Origin of the sequence: Pseudomonas sp. KB_15 (assembly GCF_052114525.1) — a bacterium.
GTDB lineage: Bacteria > Pseudomonadota > Gammaproteobacteria > Pseudomonadales > Pseudomonadaceae > Aquipseudomonas.
Map to the genome: position 1 here is coordinate 1 of NZ_JBFREX010000011.1, position 20,108 is coordinate 20,108.

At 57.6% G+C, this 20,108-nt stretch carries 18 protein-coding genes; 16 read left to right on the plus strand and 2 right to left on the minus strand.

Annotated features, from left to right (window positions below):
• Positions 1-135: 135 nt before the first annotated feature.
• The gene (locus AB4Z35_RS12675) at positions 136-576 is read right to left on the minus strand and encodes an Lrp/AsnC family transcriptional regulator (RefSeq protein ID WP_108231117.1); all 441 of its coding nucleotides are present in this window, start codon (positions 574-576) and stop codon (positions 136-138) included.
• A 139-nt stretch (positions 577-715) separates the two neighbouring features.
• Between AB4Z35_RS12675 and AB4Z35_RS12680 the strand changes: the two genes are divergently transcribed.
• The 15 genes from AB4Z35_RS12680 to AB4Z35_RS12750 all read left to right on the plus strand — a co-directional run bounded on the left by AB4Z35_RS12680 (position 716) and on the right by AB4Z35_RS12750 (position 17,935).
• Entirely contained in the window at positions 716-3,763 is a 3,048-nt protein-coding gene (locus AB4Z35_RS12680; RefSeq protein ID WP_442097454.1) for an aminotransferase class III-fold pyridoxal phosphate-dependent enzyme, read from the plus strand.
• 203 nt (positions 3,764-3,966) lie between these two features.
• Positions 3,967-4,755, plus strand: a complete 789-nt coding sequence (locus AB4Z35_RS12685) for an ABC transporter substrate-binding protein (RefSeq protein ID WP_442097367.1) — start codon at positions 3,967-3,969, stop codon at positions 4,753-4,755.
• A gap of 63 nt (positions 4,756-4,818) precedes the next feature.
• Positions 4,819-5,466, plus strand: a complete 648-nt coding sequence (locus AB4Z35_RS12690; protein WP_108231120.1) for an amino acid ABC transporter permease — start codon at positions 4,819-4,821, stop codon at positions 5,464-5,466.
• Positions 5,467-5,476: 10 nt separating this feature from the next.
• On the plus strand, positions 5,477-6,136 hold the full coding sequence (locus AB4Z35_RS12695) for an amino acid ABC transporter permease (protein ID WP_442097368.1): 660 nt from the start codon (positions 5,477-5,479) through the stop codon (positions 6,134-6,136).
• Positions 6,133-6,900 (plus strand): amino acid ABC transporter ATP-binding protein, encoded by a 768-nt coding sequence (locus AB4Z35_RS12700; protein WP_442097369.1) that lies wholly within the window; start codon positions 6,133-6,135, stop codon positions 6,898-6,900. Before AB4Z35_RS12695 ends, AB4Z35_RS12700 begins: the two co-directional genes overlap by 4 nt.
• Positions 6,901-7,347: 447 nt before the next feature.
• Complete coding sequence (locus AB4Z35_RS12705) at positions 7,348-8,688, plus strand: GntT/GntP/DsdX family permease (RefSeq protein WP_442097371.1); 1,341 nt, start codon at positions 7,348-7,350, stop codon at positions 8,686-8,688.
• Positions 8,689-8,731: 43 nt separating this feature from the next.
• Complete coding sequence (gene dsdA / locus AB4Z35_RS12710) at positions 8,732-10,084, plus strand: D-serine ammonia-lyase (RefSeq protein WP_442097372.1); 1,353 nt, start codon at positions 8,732-8,734, stop codon at positions 10,082-10,084.
• Positions 10,085-10,245: 161 nt separating this feature from the next.
• Positions 10,246-11,214: a DNA-binding transcriptional regulator DsdC gene (dsdC, locus tag AB4Z35_RS12715; RefSeq protein ID WP_442097374.1), complete on the plus strand. Its 969-nt coding sequence runs from the start codon at positions 10,246-10,248 to the stop codon at positions 11,212-11,214.
• Positions 11,215-11,531: 317 nt separating this feature from the next.
• Entirely contained in the window at positions 11,532-12,512 is a 981-nt protein-coding gene (locus AB4Z35_RS12720; protein WP_442097375.1) for a quinone oxidoreductase family protein, read from the plus strand.
• Between the two features lie 13 nt (positions 12,513-12,525).
• The gene (locus AB4Z35_RS12725; RefSeq protein WP_442097376.1) at positions 12,526-13,374 is read left to right on the plus strand and encodes a TauD/TfdA dioxygenase family protein; all 849 of its coding nucleotides are present in this window, start codon (positions 12,526-12,528) and stop codon (positions 13,372-13,374) included.
• A 78-nt stretch (positions 13,375-13,452) separates the two neighbouring features.
• On the plus strand, positions 13,453-14,505 hold the full coding sequence (locus AB4Z35_RS12730; RefSeq protein ID WP_442097378.1) for a 3-keto-5-aminohexanoate cleavage protein: 1,053 nt from the start codon (positions 13,453-13,455) through the stop codon (positions 14,503-14,505).
• Positions 14,506-14,614: 109 nt separating this feature from the next.
• Positions 14,615-15,946 carry an MFS transporter gene (locus AB4Z35_RS12735; protein WP_442097380.1) on the plus strand — a complete coding sequence of 444 codons (1,332 nt, stop codon included), beginning with the start codon at positions 14,615-14,617 and terminating at the stop codon, positions 15,944-15,946.
• On the plus strand, positions 15,943-16,605 hold the full coding sequence (locus AB4Z35_RS12740) for a DsbA family oxidoreductase (RefSeq protein WP_442097381.1): 663 nt from the start codon (positions 15,943-15,945) through the stop codon (positions 16,603-16,605). Before AB4Z35_RS12735 ends, AB4Z35_RS12740 begins: the two co-directional genes overlap by 4 nt.
• Complete coding sequence (locus AB4Z35_RS12745; RefSeq protein ID WP_442097382.1) at positions 16,602-16,928, plus strand: Rieske (2Fe-2S) protein; 327 nt, start codon at positions 16,602-16,604, stop codon at positions 16,926-16,928. The genes AB4Z35_RS12740 and AB4Z35_RS12745 overlap by 4 nt, the downstream gene beginning before the upstream one ends.
• Positions 16,925-17,935 (plus strand): YeiH family protein, encoded by a 1,011-nt coding sequence (locus tag AB4Z35_RS12750; protein WP_442097384.1) that lies wholly within the window; start codon positions 16,925-16,927, stop codon positions 17,933-17,935. Before AB4Z35_RS12745 ends, AB4Z35_RS12750 begins: the two co-directional genes overlap by 4 nt.
• A 269-nt stretch (positions 17,936-18,204) precedes the next feature.
• Here the strand turns inward: AB4Z35_RS12750 and AB4Z35_RS12755 are convergent, their stop codons facing one another.
• Positions 18,205-19,224 carry an AraC family transcriptional regulator gene (locus tag AB4Z35_RS12755; RefSeq protein WP_442097385.1) on the minus strand — a complete coding sequence of 340 codons (1,020 nt, stop codon included), beginning with the start codon at positions 19,222-19,224 and terminating at the stop codon, positions 18,205-18,207.
• 258 nt (positions 19,225-19,482) lie between these two features.
• Here AB4Z35_RS12755 and AB4Z35_RS12760 point away from each other — a divergent pair, with 258 nt between their 5' ends.
• Positions 19,483-20,037 carry an RBBP9/YdeN family alpha/beta hydrolase gene (locus tag AB4Z35_RS12760; protein ID WP_442097386.1) on the plus strand — a complete coding sequence of 185 codons (555 nt, stop codon included), beginning with the start codon at positions 19,483-19,485 and terminating at the stop codon, positions 20,035-20,037.
• Positions 20,038-20,108 lie beyond the last annotated feature (71 nt).

Sequence of the window (20,108 nt, forward strand, 5' to 3'; positions counted from 1 at the left end):
GCGTCAGCCGGACTCACGACTGCTATGCAGCCGAACGCAGCCTCGCGGGCTCGGCAGCTGCTACAAAGGGTGTCGCGGTGGCTGGCATTAGGGCTTTGGCGGGGAATCGGTCTCAAGACTTCTCCCCCAGGCACATCAGGAACTCTGCCGATCGATATCGCGCCGCAGAACGACAGCGGTGGTGATGTCTTCAACGGATTCGTGACTGGCGACTGCATCTCTGACCCGGTTCAGATCATCGATGGTTCGCGATTCGACCTCAATGACCAGGTCGAGCTGGCCACTGACCGAGGAGATGCGTCGTACCTGCGAGTTTTGCGCCAGAAGGTCCAGCAGGCCCATTGCAGGTGTGCGTTTGAGGCATACAAGAAGGATTGCGCGAATCACGTTGGCATCGATTTCGCCGATATCAGCCCGGTAGCCCCTGATCACGCCGTTGCGTTCCAGGTTGATGACCCGCTCGCTGGTAGCACTTCTTGAAAGCCCGATTCTCGCTGCCAGGGCCTTCAGGGCAATTCGAGCTTCTTTGGAAAGAATTTCGAGTATTTCGCGATCTTTCGTGTCCAGGTCGCGCATCAGAACTCCCTAATTTTGCTGCCGAAATTGTGCCGGTCGATTCCGACAATATGCAGGCGAAAGGCGACCGCATACCTACTGCCGTCCAAGGCTTTGCGTGCCAAGCTATCTGAAAAAAATGGCTTGGAAAACAACTACCATGACAAATCTTTCCCATCCTGCCCCCCGGTTCTCGACAGGGGATGCCGAAAAACTGAGTGAGCAGCTTTTCAACGTAGTCGGTACGGCCACGCCTCTGGATGGCGAGCGCGATCGTAACTACCGGCTGAATACAGGAACCGATGCAGGATGGATTCTGAAAGTCGTCAACTCGAGTGAACCGCGAGTTGAAAGCGAGTTTCAGACGGCCATTCTCAGTCATCTCGCCAGTTACAGTCCCGAGCTTACCGTGCCTTCTCTCAAGAAAAGCCTTGCGGGTGAATATCTGGCCTCTGCGGTAGCGCCCACCGGCGAAACCCATGCGGTCCGCCTGGTGAGCTGGTTGCACGGAACGCCGCTTGCCGAGGTCAAGCGTACGTTCGAATTGATGCGCAGCCTTGGCCAATCGTTCGGTGAAATAGATCGTGCACTTCAGGGCTTCATTCATCCAGGCGCGGTACGTGATCTCGACTGGGATTTGCGTCACGCCGCACGTTCGCGATCACGCCTGCACTTCGTGAAGGATCCTGGCAGAAGGGCCATTCTGGAACGGTTCATTGAGCGTTTCGAAACAACGGTTCAACCGAAGCTTTCGCGTCTGCGTGCACAAGTCATTCACAATGACGGCAATGACTGGAATATCCTCGTCGACTCGCGCAATCATCAGAAAGTCTCAGGCGTCATCGATTTTGGCGATGCGGTCCATACGATCCTGATTGCCGAAGTAGCCATTACCTGCGCCTATTCCATTCTCGACATGGAAGATCCAATCGGCGCGGCCGCGGCCCTCACCGCCGGTTTCCATGAGAGGTACCCTCTGCAGCCGGAGGAGCTTGACGTCCTCTTCAATCTCATTGCGATGCGCCTGGTCACAAGCGTCACCTTGTCGGCGTCGCGATACGACCGGACGCAAGACAATCCCTACCTTGGCATCAGCGAAGCGCCGGCCTGGCGCCTTCTGGAGAGGATGGATCGCATGAACCCTCGACTGGCGACGGCGATCCTGCGCAAAGCCTGTGGTTTTGACGCGATCGAAGGCGCTGGTGCGGTTCGCCGCTGGGTTATCGAAAACAGCAAGTCCTTCGCCGATATCGTGCGTCCATCGGCTGCAACCATGAACAAGGTGATTGCCCCGTTCGGAGATGCTTCGCATGTGATGACCATCGCTTCAGCCGAGCAGCGCCCAGCCGAGGCAGCGAAGTGGTGGAATGATTTTTCTGCCGAGCACAAGGTGCCGCTCGGCATCGGGCCATGGGGTGAGGAAAGAACCATCTACACCGACACGGCGTTCGAGTCGCGATTCATTGAAGGGCAGCGTCGGATCATTCACGTCGGTGTCGACTTGATCATGCCCGCTGGAACGCCTCTCTATACGCCTGTTGCCGGTGTGGTGCAGAGCGTCGAGGTAGAGCATGAGCCGCTTGGCTATGGTGGTTTGATCATGCTCGAGCACTCGCCACAAGGTTGCCCGCCATTCCTGACGCTGTGGGGGCACATGGCTCATGAAGCCCTGGCGCGCCTGAAGCCCGGTGACCGCCTGGAGGCTGGCGCGCTGGTGGGATACATGGGGGCGGATACGGAAAACGGCGGGTGGATCCCCCATGTGCATTTTCAGATGTCCACTGACACCGGGTTGAAGGCGGGCGAGTTCATCGGCGTGGGTGAGCGGGCTTATCTTGAGGTATGGGCCGACATTTTCCCCGATGCATCGGCTCTCGCGGGGATTCCTCCGGAAGCCTACAGCCAGGACGGACGCACCAAGGCAGAGATTGTGGCCAAGCGTAAGGAGTTGTTGCTTCCAAACCTGTCGATTTCCTATTCAGATCCGATCAAGTTCGTTCGCGGTGACGGGGTCTGGTTGATCGATAACTTTGGAAGAGCGTATCTGGACTGCTTCAATAACGTGTGCCATCTCGGCCACTCCCATCCCGATGTGGTGCACGCGCTTTCGCGGCAGGCTTCACGCCTGAACACGAACACGCGTTACCTGCACGATAACATTGTGGAGTATGCAGAGCGGCTCACGGCTACCTTGCCTGAAGGTCTGGCGGTCGCTTCCTTCGGGTGTTCAGGAAGTGAAGCAAACAGCCTCATGCTCCGTATGGCGCGCAATCACACAGGTCGTAACGACGCAATTGTGCTGGATTGGGCTTACCACGGCACTACCCAGGAACTGATTGACCTCAGCCCTTACAAATACAAGCGTAAAGCCGGTAAGGGGCGTGCAGATCATGTGTTTGAGGCGGCCGTCCCGGATGCCTACCGTGGTGTGGATCACTGGTCGTTCGAGGAACTTGGCCAGCGTTTCGCTGAAAGCGTGGCGGATCAGATCGAGATCATGCGCAAGCAGGGCAGATCCCCGGCTTTCTTTTTGGCGGAGTCCATTCCAAGTGTCGCCGGGCAACTTTTCTTCCCGGAAAACTACTTGAAAGAAGTCTATGCAATGGTTCGTGCAGAAGGCGGTCTTTGCCTGGCTGACGAAGTCCAGGTCGGCTTTGGTCGCGTAGGTAGCCACTGGTGGGCTTTTGAAACCCAGGGTGTCGTTCCCGATGCAGTATCCATGGGCAAACCCATTGGCAACGGCCATCCCATGTCGGCGGTTGTGACCACGCGCGAAATCGCAGACAGCTTCAACAATGGCATGGAGTACTTCAATACCTTTGCCGGTAGTCCGGTTTCATGTGCTGTAGGCCTCTCAGTGCTCGATGTGATTGAGCGCGATAACCTGAAGCTCAATGCACTGACCGTTGGCAACTATCTGCTCGACGGTTTCCGTAAGTTGCAGCAGCGATATGAGGCAATAGGTGATGTGCGCGGGCTGGGACTTTTTCTCGGGATAGAACTTGTCACGGATCGCAAAACGAAGGTCCCAGCCACGGAGTTGGCCAGGAAAGTAGCCGATGGTGCCAGGGAGCGAGGTGTTTTGATCGGCACTGAAGGCCCCTATGACAATGTTCTGAAAATGCGTCCATCGATGATTTTCAGTCAGACAAATGCTGATTTTCTGCTTGAGGTCCTGGACGAAAGTTTCAAGGCCGCACTCCGGTAAATCGTAGCGGTCGGGGGGTGTGCGACAAGAAGCTTGTTTGGACAATGTGGCTGCCCGACATAGTGTCGGCCAACTCCGGCAATGTGTCAGGCAGGCTGACACCTTGCCGGGTGCTTTCCACAAATGCCTATGCAAGACTTTTCATGAAGGCCAGGTGAATAACCCCAAGAAAATAAAAAACAATTCTTCCAAGGTGCCATCCAATGCTAACCAAAAAGCTCAAGGGTTTGATTGTCGCTTCTACCGTGGCCGCTGCGGCGCTACTTTCCACCTCGGTTGTTCATGCTGATGATTTGAAGTCGATCCAGGATTCCAAAGAGATCCGTATCGCAATGAGCGGTCAATACTCTCCCTTCAGCTTTGCCAACGAGCAGAACCAGATTGTCGGATTCGACGCCTCCATCAGCGAGGCACTGGCTGAGCGGTTGGGGGTAAAAGTGAAGATCATTACGACGCCGTTCGACGGGATAATTGCAGGTCTTCTCGCGAAGAAATACGACGCCATCATCGCTTCCATGACCATTACCCCGGAACGCCAGAAAGCCGTGGATTTTGTTGGGCCTTATTACCACGCTGGCCGAACGATCGTAGTGAAGGACAACTCGTCGATCAAAAGCCTTGATGATCTTAAAGATGTTGTTGTCGGCGTTACCCTCGGGGATGCACACGATAAATGGGCCAGGGCTCGTGGCAACCTGAAGGTGAGAACGTACAAGGGGCTTCCCGAAATGCTGGTCGATCTTGAGGCCGGACGTATCGACGCGATTGTGATGGACAGTGTTCCGGTGTTGGTCGCCGTCAAGGAAACAGGGCAGAAGGTTCGCATCATTACTCCACCGGATAGCGATGGTGGCATTGAAGGCATGGGCATTGCCCTGCGCAAGAATAACCCTGAGCTCAAGGCGACGATGCAGAAGGCGCTTGAAGACATGCTCGCCGATGGCACCTACGAAAAGATCTCGATGAAGTGGATTGGCAACGATATCCGCTGATTCATATTCAGCAGGGCTCGACCTGTCGTCGGGCCAGTCAATCTGACTTTTCCGGGCGTTCTCATGGATCTGACTCTCATACAGCGCACATTCCCGTTTTTCCTGGAGGCGGCCTGGATTACGGTGCAGATCTCTGTACTTGCACTTCTGCTTGGTTTTCTGGTCGCAATAGTGCTGGTTGCTGCCCGGTTGTCCACTGTTCTCGCAATTCGATGCCTTGCAAGACTCTACATCAGCGTTTTTCGCGGCACTCCCTGCCTGGTTCAACTGTTCATCATTTACTTTGGCGGGCCGCAGATCGGACTTGAGCTGGAGCCGTTTGCGGCAGGGGTAATCGGCTTGGGTCTGAACATCGCTGCCTACATGGCGGAATCCATTCGTGGCGCTATCACCAACGTTGACCCTGGCCAGGAAGAAGCTGCCCGTTCAATTGGTTTCGGGCGCGGCCAGACCTTATGGTTCATCACGCTGCCACAAGCTGCAAAGTTGATGATAAGGCCGCTGGGCGTGAATGCTGTTGCACTTATCAAAGGTTCTGCACTGGTGTCGACGATCTCTGTAGTTGAACTTTCATATACAGCGCAACGCTTTATCAGTTCAACGTACAAACCTTTTGAGATTTTCATGGTGTCTGCACTGCTTTACATCGTGATGGTCTACTCGGTCAGATTTGTTGTTGACTATCTCGATAATCGCTTCGCGGCAAGGTGAGAGCATTCAGATGCAAAGCCTGGATCTTAGTATAGTTACACCTTATTCTGAGCTGCTGGCGACGGGTCTTTGGTGGACGGTTGTGATGTTTGTCAGTTCCAGCCTATTGAGTTTGATCGCAGGAGTAGCCTTTGCACTCATCGTTCTTTATGCGCCCAGGGTTTTGGCATTGCCCGTGCGTTTTATTACGTGGCTGCTCATGGGAACGCCACTGCTTCTTCAGCTGTACTTGATTTATTATGGTCTTGTGCAAGTGGGAATCGATATTCCGGCGCTGGTGGCTGGCATCATAGGCCTTAGTTTGCACTTTGCCGTCTACAATGCCGACGTTATTCGTGCCGGGTTGGTATCAGTCGACCCGGGTCAGATTGAAGGTGCCCGCTCCATTGGTCTCAGTCGTGGACAGACTCAGCGTTACGTCATTGTGCCGCAAGCGCTTCGCAGGACCATTGCGCCGCTGGGAAATAACCTGATTGTCCTGTTAAAAGACACCTCTCTGGTTTCCATCATCGGTATTGCGGAGTTGGTGTACAGCGCGCAGCTTGCCGTGAGCGAAACCTATAGCCCGTTTGAGTTTTATCTGACTGTTGCGGTTATTTATTATGCAGCCAATCTTGTTCTCGAAGCCGGCCTGCATCTTCTCGAAAACAAGGTAGAGATGTCACGATGACCAGAAAAGAATTCATGGTTGAAGTGAAGGGCGCTCGCAAGGCTTACGGGGCACTTGAAGTACTCAAGGGAATCGATCTTTCTGTATCTCGCGGGCAGATCGTCGCCGTCATCGGCCCAAGTGGATCTGGTAAAAGCACGCTTCTGCGGTCAATCAACCACCTGGAAGTACTTGACGATGGCGAGATCTGGTTAGAGGGCGAGCAAGTCAATCGGCCATTGAAAGGTCGTGCGTTTGAACAGCATATAAACGCTGTGCGCCAGCAGATGGGCATGGTGTTCCAGCACTTCAATCTATTTCCGCACTTGACCGTGTGTGAAAACATTGCGCTTGGCCCGATAAAACTCAAGGGAGTTACGAAAAAGGCATCTCGTGAGTTGGCAATGGAATATTTGTCAAAAGTTGGATTGGCCAACAAAATCGATGAGTATCCTTCTCGCCTGTCGGGCGGTCAGAAGCAGCGCGTTGCCATAGCAAGGGCACTGGCGATGCAGCCAAAAGTCATGCTGTTCGATGAGGCTACATCGGCACTGGACCCTGAGCTTGTCGAAGAGGTCAACCTGGTCATGAAGCAGCTCGCCGCGGAGCACATGACCATGTTGATCGTCACTCATGAAATGCGCTTTGCCGGCGAAGTTGCAGACCGGATTGTCTTTATGGACGGCGGGGTTGTAGTCGAGGAAGGGGCGCCGCAAGAGATCCTGCAAAACCCTGTCCACGAACGAACCCGGTCATTCTTGAAAAAGCATTTGCACGATAGATAAGGTGCGCTTTCGCTTCTGAACGCCGAGGGCAGGGGCTTCGGTACGAAGGTGGTGATGCCCGCCTGCCCGCCTGCTCGCAGGCAAGGATTTCCAGCACCTTGTAATAGCCTCGGTCGGCTACCACCCTCGACCACTTCGGGGGTTGCCCGATCCGCCGAATCCATCGCCGCCAGATATCGATCAATGCTCTGCTCGATCTGCTGCATGCGTGCCTTCACGTTGTCCTTGCCGACTTTCGTAAATCGTTAGGCCTGGCTTGATGTGTGACGGGACCGCAGGCTCGAACTTTCATCACTTCACGCCATGCACTCACCATAGATGACCTCATGTCATCCATCCCTTGAAAATCCATCCTTTGTCAGGTCCCTGTGTTGCGCTCTCTAATGCCGAAAAGCTAAGTGACCCCGATCACTTATTTCAACAATAAAAGCTCTTTCAGGAGATTGTATGCACAGTGGTCCCACTCTATTGCTGGTGTTGTTTTCCGCCATCATTCTGATCGTTTTTCTAATCGTCAAAGTTCGTGTCCACGCATTCCTGGCCTTGACCGCAGCGAGCTTTGTGGTGGGCATCGGTTCAGGCATGCCACTTGCGCAAATAGCCTCTTCCTATGAAAAAGGTGTCGGTGGAACACTCGGGTTCCTGGCAACGATCATTGGCCTTGGCGGCATACTCGGCAAGATGCTGGAAGAGTCCGGTGGTGCGGAGCGCATTGCCCAGACGCTATTGAGCGCCCTGGGTAAAGAGCGCGCCTCATGGGCCATGATGCTTGTCGGGTTTATCGCGGGCATACCTGTGTTCTTCGAGGTTGGATTCGTTTTGCTGATTCCCCTGATCTATGTGGTCGCCAAAGAGACCCGGATCAACCTTTTGTACCTGGGTGTGCCCTTGGCCGTGTCGTTGATGGCGGTTCATTGCATGTTGCCCCCGCACCCTGCCGCTATGGCCATCACCGGGCTGTTGGGAGCCGATGTCGGCAAGGTGATTGTGTATGGCCTCATTATCGCGCTGCCTACCGCCATCATTGCCGGGCCGCTGTGGATCAAGTTGGTCTGCAAGAGTGAAGCGCCTGACACTCAAGAAGCTTTTCTGGACGAACATTGTGTTGACAGCGCAACCCGGGACTTGCCAGGCCTCGGCTTGACGCTGCTGACCATCCTGTTGCCACTGCTGCTGATGGTCGGCAAAAGTTTTGCGGCCGGACTGCCCCATGACTCCGGGCTCTTCAGCATCGTTTCGTTCCTGGGGACGCCGCTGATAGCACTGTCCATTGCGGTGGTGTTCGCTTACTGGGCGCTGGGTTTGCGCCGCGGCTTATCAATGCCTGACTTGCTCGTACACACTCAGAAGAGCTTTCCTCCGCTGGCCAGCATTCTGCTGATTATCGGTGCCGGTGGGGCATTCAACGGCATCCTGGTCGACAGCGGCGTGGGTAATGCGCTGTCCGGTTCGTTGACGCAATTGAATATGAATCCCATCGTCCTGGCGTGGTTGGTGGCAGGTTTGATGCACTTCGCCGTCGGTTCAGCGACGGTGGCAATGATCAGCGCCGCCGGCATGGTGATGCCGATGCTGAGCGCTCATCCAGCCGTGAGCAAGGAAATTATCTGCATTGCCATCGGTGCCGGCGCCATTGGCTGGACCCATGTGACGGACTCTGCCTTCTGGGTGGTCAAGGAGTACCTGGGTGTCTCGCTGGCCGAAGCGTTGAAGAAGTTCACCTCGGCCACCGTATTGGCTTCATTGATCGCGCTGGGCCTGACCCTGCTGCTGTCGCAATTCGTTTGATTCAACCTGTATTTTCAGCCTGATTGTTTAAAGGGACCACGCCATGATTTTGGGCAAGACACTTGAAAGCTGGTACGCCAGCTATCCATTGATTCGCGATCTGGTCGCGCTGCAAGAAACCACTTGGTTCAACCCTGCTGTGGCTCCCGTCGCGGAATCGATTGGCGATGTGGGATTGACGGCCGCAGACGTCGCCGATGCCAGCGCGCGACTGACACGTTTTGCTTCTTACCTGCGGCGTGCGTTTCCGGAGACGGAGTGCAGTGGCGGCATTATCGAATCGGACATTCTGCCTGTGCCACACCTGCAGCAATTGCTCGGCGAGCGCTACGGTCAGGCGTTGGAAGGGGCGCTGTGGCTCAAGCGGGACAGCCATCTGCCGATTTCGGGCTCCATCAAGGCGCGCGGTGGTATCTATGAAGTACTCAAGCATGCCGAAGACCTGGCGTTGGCGGCGAATCTGCTGACGCTTGATGACGACTACGCAGTGCTGGACAGCGATAAGGCGCGTGCCTTTTTCGGCCAATACAAAATAGCCGTTGGCTCGACCGGCAACCTTGGCATGTCCATCGGCATCATGGGGGCGGCATTGGGTTTCCAGGTGACCGTGCATATGTCGGCGGATGCGCGGCAATGGAAGAAAGACAAGTTACGCTCACACGGCGTTACCGTTATTGAGTACTCCTCCGATTACAGCGTGGCTGTTGCGCAAGGCCGTCAACAAGCGGAGTCCGATCCCGCCTGCCATTTTGTGGACGATGAAAACTCGGTCAACTTGTTCCTGGGCTACTCGGTGGCTGCCGAGCGCCTGAAAAAGCAGTTGGCAGCGGCTGACATCACCGTGGATGCGCAACACCCATTGTTTGTTTATCTGCCCTGTGGGGTGGGTGGCGCGCCTGGCGGCGTGGCCTTCGGCCTGAAGCTAGCCTTCGGCGACGCTGTCCATTGCATTTTCGCCGAGCCCACACACTCGCCGTGCATGATGCTGGGCGTCTATACCGGACTGCACGACGAAGTGAGCGTGCAAGACTTCGGCATTGACAACGTGACGGCTGCTGACGGCCTCGCCGTCGGACGTGCTTCAGGTTTTGTCGGCAAGGCCATGCAGCGCTTGCTTGATGGTTTCTACACGGTCAGCGACGAGGAAATGTACAGTTTGCTGGCACTGATGGAGCGCAGTGAAGGTGTGCGCCTCGAGCCATCCGCGCTCGCCGGCGTGCCCGGCATTGCCAGAGTCCAGGCCGACCAGCAGGGCTACCTGGCTCGCGCGCGCCTGGACCGCCAGGCCATGGCGCAAGCCACCCATCTGGTTTGGGCAACGGGGGGCAATATGGTGCCTTGCGACGAGATGGAAGCTTATCTGGCCAAGGGCCGTGAATTGCTCGCCAAAGGTTAATCAGGCCTGAATGGACCCCAATTGCCTGGACTCGACAGAGTTCTCGCTGATTTAAGCCTAAACCGAATGTGGCAAGATGAACGTCTTGCCACATTCGTTACGTTTGCCCGCTGGAAGTGCGTACAACGCAAGGCGGCTTTTGGGTTTGAGGGAAAACTGTCGTGCTCAACCTTCCTCCACGTATCAGCTCCAGGCTCAACAGCAGCCAGTTCGCCAACCTTCACACCTTTTTGGTTGCCGCTCGTCATCTGAGCTTCGCCCGTGCGGCAGAGGAACTGTGTTTGACCGCAAGCGCCGTGAGCCACCGTATAAGTCGTCTGGAAACCGCCTTATCCATGAAGCTGTTCCAGCGCCTGACCCGGCAGGTCAGCCTGACCGACGAAGGTGAGCGTATCTTCGAAATACTCCAGAATGCGATGGGAGAATTGTCCGAGGCACTTGAGCAATCGTCACAGGCAGAAATTGCCGGCTCGATCGCGCTCTATGTCAGGCCTTCCATTGCCCAATGCTGGCTGGTTCCCAGGCTGGCGGACTTTATCGAGCGATATCCCCTGGTGTCATTGGACCTGCGGGTAGGCAATGACAATGTCGATTTTCGAACCCGTAAAATCGACTTGGCCCTGTACTACGCCAATGGCGAGTTTCCCGGGCTGACGAGCCATCGGTTGATGCGAGAACGGCTGGCCCCCGTGTGCAGTCCTGACTATGCGCGACGCCATCAGCTGGAGGAGAACCCGGACAATTTAAGGAACTGCACAACCTTGCATGACTCCCTTGCGTGGGATCATGCGGCCTATGATGCCGAGTGGACGCTTTGGGCAGAGCAACACAACATGCTCACGGCACTTCCCAAACGCAGCCTGACTTTCGATCGCTCTGATTTATGTGTGACAGCAGCCATGAACCACGCCGGCATTGCGATTGGCCGTCAGCAGCTTGTGCAGAAGCGGGTTGATCGCGGCGAGCTCGTCCTGCCGCTTGCTGAATTCAGCCGCTCAGGCCACTACGATTACTATCTGGTTCACCCGTCGCTCGGCACTATCCCCAAGCGATTGCTGGTTTTCATGAACTGGTTACGAGAATGCGCACATCAATCATCACCCCTGGATGAGAACGACGACCTGTTCTGATGCGGCATGCGTAAAGGCGGGCGGTCATAAGCGGATAGGCGCAGCAGTCCGCTACCCGTCTGGTATGCGCAGACGACTGCGTATGCAAGGTGGTTTTGATGCATTCTGTATTATGGTATACCGTAATGGGCTGACTTCTCTGGCCCGCCAGCAACGCGAGTTGGTCACTCAGTCCAAAGTCTGATTGGGCGACGCCGTTTGTCATGAAATGTGCCGACGGTGTCGTCTGATGAGACGCGCTCAAAAGACCAGCAGCTTACATTCCAGTCAACGTCATCGCCGTAGTGCACCCAGAACGCTGATTGGAGAAAAAAAGCATGGCCCAAGTCGTACGATTTTACGAAACCGGTGGTCCCGAGGTTCTTCGCTTTGAAGAGGTAGAGGTCGGCGACCCAGGTCCTGGTGAGGTTCGACTTCGCCACGTAGCGGTTGGCCTCAACTATGCCGACACCTATTTTCGCAATGGCACTTACCCGATCCCGATGCCCAATGGCATCGGCGTTGAAGCCGCCGGTGTGGTGGAGGCAGTGGGCGAGGGCGTGAGCAATGTGGTGGTCGGCGATCGGGTCACCTATACCGGCTTTATCAATACCCTCGGCGCCTACAGCACCGAGCGACTGATTGCGGCCGCACCGTTGATAAAGCTGCCGGAAGATATTTCGTTCGAGACCGCAGCGGCCATGACCATGCGCGGGCTGACCTCGGCGTACCTGATGCGTCGCATCTATGACTTCAAGGCCGGTGACAGCATCCTGCTGCACGCCGCCGCCGGCGGTGTCGGCCTGATCGTTTCGCAGTGGGCCAAGCTGCAGGGCCTGAACGTGATCGGCACCGTGTCCAGCGAGGCCAAGGCTGAACTCGCCCGGGCTCATGGTTGCGACCATGTGATCAATTACAGCCACGAGGATGTGGCCAGGCGTGTGCGTGAATTGACCGACGGTGTGGGTGTCAACGTGGTGTTCGATAGCGTTGGCAAAAGCACGTTCGAGGGCTCGCTGGACTCTCTCAAACGTCGTGGCCTGATGGTTTGTGTCGGCACTGCATCCGGTCCGATTCCGCCTTTCAGCCCGGCGCAACTGGCGATGAAAGGCTCGCTGTTCATGACTCGTCCGGCCCTGGCTGATTACATTGCCGACCCGGCAGAGAAGGCTGACCTGGCCGGTGAGGTGTTCGGCCTGGTCGGCAGCGGCAAGATCAAGATCGAGATCAACCAGCATTACTGCTTGCAGGACGCCGTGCAGGCTCACCGTGATCTGGAGTCGCGCAAGACCACCGGTTCATCGATCTTCGTCATTTAAGAGGTCTGCCGCCATGCAAGTCGAACAACTTACCTGCAGCATTGGCGCAGAGCTGACAGGCGTCAATCTTGCCGATGCCGTCCATGACGACGGCCTGTTCGCCGAGATCCGCGCCCAGTTGCTCAAGCATCGCGTGTTGTTTCTGCGCGACCAGGACATCAGTCGCGCCGAGCATGTGGCCTTTGCCCAACGCTTCGGCGAACTGGAGGATCACCCGGTCGTCGGCAGTCACCCGGAATATCCCGGCCTGGTGCAGGTCTACAAGAAACCGGACAGTCCGGTGGACCGTTACGAGAACTCCTGGCACACCGACGCCACCTGGCGCGAGGCGCCGCCACTGGGGTGCGTGCTGCGCTGCCTGGAGTGCCCGCCAGTCGGTGGCGACACCATGTGGGCCAATATGGTGGAGGCTTACAAGCATCTGCCGGACGACGTGAAAGTCAGGATCGAAGGTCTTCGCGCCCGCCATAGTATCGAAGCGACCTTTGGCGCGGCGATGCCGATCGAAAAACGCCTGGCGATCAAGGCCCGGTACCCGGACGCCGAGCACCCCGTGGTGCGCACTCATCCAGAGACTGGAGAGAAGGTGCTGTTCGTCAATTCGTTCACCACGCACTTCACCAACTTCCACACCCCGGAACGGGTGCGTGTCGGCCAGGATTTCACCCAGGGTTCGTCCGAGTTGCTGCGCTACCTGACCAGCCAGGCCAACATCCCGGAGTATCAGGTGCGCTGGCGCTGGAAGCCCAACAGCATCGCCATCTGGGACAACCGCAGCACACAGCATTATGCCGTGATGGATTACCCCGCCTGCCATCGCAAGATGGAACGCGCCGGGATCATTGGCGAGAAGACCTACTGAGCAACCTCACCTGCACCCAAGCCAATGCCTGCTCCGTACAGCCTGTCGGGCAGGCAAAAACAAAAACAGGAGATAAACATGCAGTTTTTCGACGATTCCCTGCACCCGGACACCATGGAAAAAGTGGTGATTACCGTCGCCCCTTACGCTCCACAGTGGATGCCTGGCGACTTCCCGGAAGATATTCCGCTGACCATGGACGAACACGTGCAGGCGGCTGTCGACTGCTATGAAGCCGGCGCCACCGTGCTGCACTTGCATGTGCGCGAACTGGACGGCAAAGGGTCCAAGCGCCTGTCCAAGTTCAACGAGTTGATCGCCGGTGTGCGTGAAGCCGTACCGGACATGATCATCCAGGTTGGCGGTTCGATTTCCTTTGCTCCTGAAGGCGATGGCGCCGAAGCCCTGTGGCTCTCCGACGATACCCGGCACATGCTCGCGGACCTGACGCCCAAGCCGGATCAGGTCACCATCGCCATCAACACCATTCAAATGACCATCACGGAATTGCTGTATCCGGAAGGCATTGAAGGCACCTCCCTGCTTGAGCCGGCCACCCATGCCGCCTATAGCGAAATGACTGTACCGGCAGGTCCTGCCTGGGTCGCAGAGCACCTCAAGCGCCTGCAGGCGAGCAATATCCAGCCGCACTTCCAGCTGACCGGTATTCATGCCTATGAAACCCTCGAGCGTCTGGTGCGCAAGGGTGTCTACAAGGGGCCGTTGAACCTGACCTGGATCGGCATTGGTGGTGGTTTCGACGGCCCGAACCCGATGAACCTGATGAACTTCATCAATCGTGTACCGGATCGGTGCACCTTGACGGCCGAGTCGCTGCTCAAGAACGTACTGCCGCTTAACACCATTGCCCTGGCGATGGGCCTGCACCCACGGCTCGGTAATGAAGACACCATTATCGATCAACACGGCAAGCGCTTCTCTTCCGTAGAGCAGGTCAAGCAGACGGTGCGCATCGCCCACGAGTTGGGTCGTGAAGTCGCCACCGGCAAAGAGGCGCGCGACATCTACCGTATCGGTGTGCAGTACAAGACTGTTGAAGAAACCCTGTTGGCCAACGGCATGGCGCCGAACCGCAAACAGGGTCAGAAGGGCGTACCACAACGCGGGTAATTCAGATGGCGGGGCAGGGCGCCAATGGTGTTCTGCCCCTGCCAGTCCGAACGCGTGAGCAAGACCAAAAAACAATAACAAAACGGGTGCTAGACACCGAGGAGGCAGCATGGCGTTTCATCACAGTACTGTGGCCGATGAAATGGATACTTCGATTGGCATTCCGCGCCGGTACGCCTGGATTGTGTTTGTGCTGACCTTTGGCCTGTTGATTTCCGATTACATGTCACGGCAAGTACTCAATGCCGTGTTCCCGATTCTCAAGAATGAGTGGACGCTGAGCGACGGCCAACTCGGCCTGCTCAGCGGCATTGTCGCACTGATGGTTGGCCTGCTGACGATTCCCCTGTCGCTGCTGGCCGACCGCTTTGGCCGGGTCAAGAGTCTGGCGCTGATGGCCATGCTGTGGAGCCTGGCCACCCTGGGCTGCGCCCTGGCACAGAACTACCCGGAAATGTTGTTTGCGCGCTTCATGGTGGGCGTCGGCGAGGCTGCCTACGGTAGTGTCGGCATCGCCGTGGTGGTGTCGGTGTTTCCCAAAAGCATGCGTGCGACCCTCGCCAGTGCCTTCATGGCGGGTGCCATGTTCGGCTCGGTGTTGGGCATCTCCATCGGCGGGGCGATTGCGGTCAAGCTGGGCTGGCGTTGGTCGTTCGCCAGCATGGCGCTGTTTGGCCTGCTGCTGGCGGCGCTTTACCCGATCATCGTCAAGGAAGCGCGTATTGCCCCGCAGCGCCTCGCCACGGTCGGGAGCAATGCCAAAACGGCGGTCAAGCGTCCGCTGAGTACCTTGTACGGCACTCGTTCGGTGATCGCCGCTTATGTCGCCAGCGGCCTGCAGACATTCGTTGCCGGTAGCATGATTGTGTGGATGCCGAGCTATTTCAATCGCTATTACGGGTTGGGCGAGGGCAAGGCCGGGGTTGTGGCGGGCGTCATGGTGCTGTGCTGCGGCGCCGGGGCGATTCTGTGCGGCATGCTCAGTGATCGCCTGTGCCGTCAATCTCCATTGCGCAAGATCGAGATGTCCATGGTTTTCTGCCTGGGCAGTTGCCTGCTGATGTCGCTGGCCTTGGTTCAGTCGACCGGTCCTGTGCAGTTGGGGCTGATCGGCCTGGCCATGCTATTGGTGACGGGCGTCAACGGCCCGACCATTGCCACGATCGCGAACCTGACCCACTACAAAGTGCATGGCACTGCTTTTGCCACCCTGACCCTGGTCAATAATTTGCTCGGCCTGGCCCCGGGGCCCTTCATCACCGGCAAGGTGTCGGACCTTATTGGCCTGCACGGAGCCTTCCAGCTGGTGCCGCTGATGAGCATCGCGGCAGCGGCGGTGTTCTTCTTTATCCGCTGTCACTATCTCGACGACATTGCCCGTGTGCAGGGTGAGGAGGTCGAAGAAGCGCCAACTAAAGCGGTGATGGAGGTGTCGTCGTGACGAGGGTATTGCGTATTGATGCGTTCTTTGACTTTATTTGCCCCTGGTGCCTGATTGGCAAGCGTCAGCTCAATCGCGCACTCACGAAGCTGCGCGCCAGCCACCCGGAGATCGAGTTGGAGCTGGTCTGGCATGGCGTGCAACTGCTGCCGCACCTGCCGGCGCAGGGCGTGCCTTTTGTCGAGTTCTACCAAAAGCGCCTGGGCAGCGCCGAGGCCGTGCTTGCGCGCCAGGCGCAAGTCCGGCAGGCCGCGGCGGCCGTGGGCCTGAGCATCGACTTCAGTAGCATCAACACGATGCCCAATACCGCCGATGCCCATCGCCTGTTGGAGTGCGCCACTGAACTGGGGAGTGTGGCGCAGCGCGACGCCTTGCTGGAGCAGATGTTCGCCGCCTATTTTCATCGCGGCAAGGATCTCGGAGACAGTGCCACCTTGCTGGCGATCGCCGAGTCCTGTGGCTATCCACGCGCGGCCTTGGCCGACTGCCTGCTGGGTGCTCGCTGCCCCTTCGATGATGGTGGGATGGGCGCCCGGGGTGTGCCCTATTTCATCTTCAACCGTCGCCAGGTGGTGTCCGGTGCGCAGCCGGCCGAGGTGCTGTTGCAGGCCATGCACCAGGCCCTTGCGCAGGACGTGACCGGGAGTCAATCGGCATGAGTCGGCGCATTGCAGTACCGGCAGAGAAAGTCCCGACACCAGGCATGCGCTCGCTGTTCGAGCCTGAGGGAAACAGCCTGGCGCTGTTCAATGTCGCCGGCCAGCTCTACGTCATCGATGACAGCTGTCCGCATCAGGGCGCCTCGCTATGTGGTGGCCGCCTTGAGGGGCGGGTGATCCAGTGCTGTGCCCACGGCCTGCGCTTCGACCTGGCGAGTGGCTACCTGCTCAACTCAAACAGTATGAAGGTCGGCAACTACCCGGTCGAGGTGGTCGACGGCCAGGTGTTCATCGTCATCGCTGCCAAGGAACCCGCATCATGAGTGCCATTGCTCTGGCCTATGTTCACTGCCGTGTACAAGACCTGGCCCCCGGTTTTATCGTCAGTCTGATTGTTGCCGCAGCGGCGAGTTTTCTTTCCGAGCACTATGGTGCGCCGGTGATGTTGTTCGCGCTGCTGCTCGGTATGGCCCTGAATTTTCTTGCTGGCGACGGCAAGTGCAAGGCTGGTATCGAGTTCACTTCACGTACCGTGTTACGCATCGGCGTGGCGTTGCTGGGTATGCGCATCACCCTCGAACAGATCGCCGCGCTGGGCTGGAAACCGGCGGCCCTGGTGGTGATCTCGGTGGTGGTGACCATCCTCGTCTCGATGGTGGCGGCCAAGGCCTTGGGGTTCCAGCGTCTGTTCGGCATGCTCACCGGCGGCGCCACGGCCATTTGCGGCGCCTCCGCAGCATTGGCATTGGCAGCGTCTTTTCCCAGCCATCCACAGAAGGAGCGTGCCACGCTGTTCACGGTGATTGGCGTGTCGGCGCTGTCGACCCTGGCCATGATTCTCTACCCGATGATCGCCAACTGGCTCGAGCTGAATCCGCAGATGGCCGGGGTGTTCCTGGGGGCCACCATTCACGACGTTGCCCAGGTGGTGGGTGCCGGTTACAGCCTGTCTACCGAGACCGGCGATACCGCCACCGTGGTCAAGTTGATGCGTGTGGCCATGCTCCTGCCGGTGATCGTTTGCGCGGCGATGATTGCCCGCAGGCAGGGCGTCGACCCGACTGGCAAACGACCGCCGTTGCTGCCCTGGTTCGCGGTGGGCTTTCTGATTCTCGCGTGCGTCAACAGTACCGGCTGGGTCGTACCGGCCGTGCAGGGATTCACCAACGAACTGTCGCGCTGGTGCCTGGTCATCGCCATCAGCGCGCTGGGCATGAAGACCCAGCTCAAGGAGCTCGCTGCGGTAGGTATCAAACCCATCCTGCTGATGGTGGGGGAGACTGTCTTCCTGGTTGTTCTGGTGCTGTTACTGATGCACTGGGGCCTGTAAACAGACGCGTTATCGCTCAGCGGACAGCTTGAGCGTGACTCAAGCGTCGTACCCCGGATGTGCTCCTTTTTGCGGTCGTCTGTTTCGGCAGATGGCCGTTTTTTTTTGCACGATCCCGGTGTCCGCATTCCCCTATAGGAACCAGCTTGCTGGCGATGGACTCAAGTGCCCCGCGTTTCACCAGTCCCTACGCGTTATCGTTAACGACCATCGCCAGCAATCGAGCGTCGACCGGCTGCTCCTGCAGGTATTGCGTTACCGGTGTTTCATCAACCGTCTTTGCGCGGCACGATCTTGTGTTCGCTGCGCCATGCGGCTGGCGGCATGTCGAACTGGGAAACGAACCAGCGAGTGAATGAGTTGGGCATGGAGTAGCCAAGCATGTCGGCGATCCGTCCCAGCGAGTACCCGGGGTTCTCCAGGTAGCGAATCACCAGGTCGCGGCGCACGCTATTGATCAACTCGCTGAAACTGGCCCCTTCTTCGTCCAGGCGGCGCTGCAGGGTGCGCACGTTCATGCCCTGGCTCTGAGCAATTTGCGCAATGGTCGCGCGACCCATGGGGAGCAACAGGTAAATGGATTTGCGCACCTCAAACGCCACGGAATGGTCGTTTTTGCCCAGCAGCGAATCCATGTAGCGCTGCGCATGTCGGGCCATGGCCGCATTGGCCAGAGGATTGGCGGCGTCGAGGTTGGTGGCGGGACAAACGATGCCGTTGAACTCGCAGCCGAACTCCACCTTGCAGCCGAAGATCCGTCGATGCACGGAGAGATCTGCCGGAGCGTCGTGGGAGAAACAGACATTGATCGGGTGCCAGTGCGCGCCGAGCATTGCGGCGCAAAAACGGTGCATTACGGCAATGGCCAGTTCGATGGATTGGCGGTTGTTCGTGCCCATGTCGGTCACCAGTTCTTCGCGAATGATCACCGTACTGCCGCTTTCCTCTACGAAAATCGCCAGTGACTCATTGATCTGCTGACGGTAATGCACGATCACATTCAGCGCATCGCGAAGCGTGTTCTGGTGACTGAGCAGCAGGCTCACTTCACCAAAGTCCGCGAGTTGACGCAGCTCGGCCATACGCAGGCCGAGGGTTTCACAACCACTCAGGCGCGCCGACTTCTCCAGCAGGATGATGCTCGCGGTGGCCGGGATGCGTTGGCTCGGATCGCTCAGAAGCGCGGGACTCAAGCCCACCTCGGCTAACAGCGTGATCGCGTTCAGCCGTAGATGGTGAGCCACATCCAGGTAGTTGGTCAGTACGGCGGTTCGTGCTTGTACGGGCATGGCGTGCATACATTCCATGTTGTGACAAATGAGATCTCGTTGTCGCAGTTGCCAGCCAGTTATAGAGACTTGATCGTGAAATGAAAAGCGCCGGGTGCGGTAAATCCAACCGGGCCGACTCACGGACGCTGTCATCAAAAGGGAAGTGGCTGACGCTAAATGTAACCCGTTCCGACAAGGCGAATCCTACTGTGCTGCTGGCAGGGTTCGAAACATTCGCGGACCCGCTCGATGGATTGTTCAAGGGTGAGTAGCGCGATGAATGACACCACGATTTTGATAGTTCCGGGCTTGCGCGATCACGTGCCAGCGCATTGGCAAACGCTGCTGGAAGCCAGGTTGGACAAGGTCCGCTCAGTACCACCACTGGAAGAGAACAAACTCAGTCTGGCAGCACGGGTGGATGCGATCCAGCGCGAGCTGGAGCAGATTTCCGGTCCGGTGATCCTGGTGGCCCACAGTGCCGGTGTGTTGATGGTGGTGCACTGGGCCGCCTGTCATGACCGCCCGATCAAGGGCGCTTTGCTGGCCGCACCACCGGACCTCGAGGCCAAATGGCCAATCGGTTATCCGACCGCTGAGAGCCTGCGGGCCAATGGCTGGGACCCGCTGCCAAAAGGTCCGCTGCCGTTCCCGTCGATTGTCGCGGCCAGTACCAACGACCACCTTGCGAGCCTGGAGTCGGTGACCCAAATGGCCCGTCAATGGGGCAGTGAACTGGTCAACCTCGGTGCTGTAGGCCACCTCAATCCAGCCGCCGGCTACGGCGAGTGGCCGCAGGCCGAAGACTTTATCCGCACGCTGGATCGCTAGACGCAAACATCTGAACAAAACCACCTGAAGAAGCTCGCATCACTGCCAGGACCTGATGTGAGCCGTTGTTA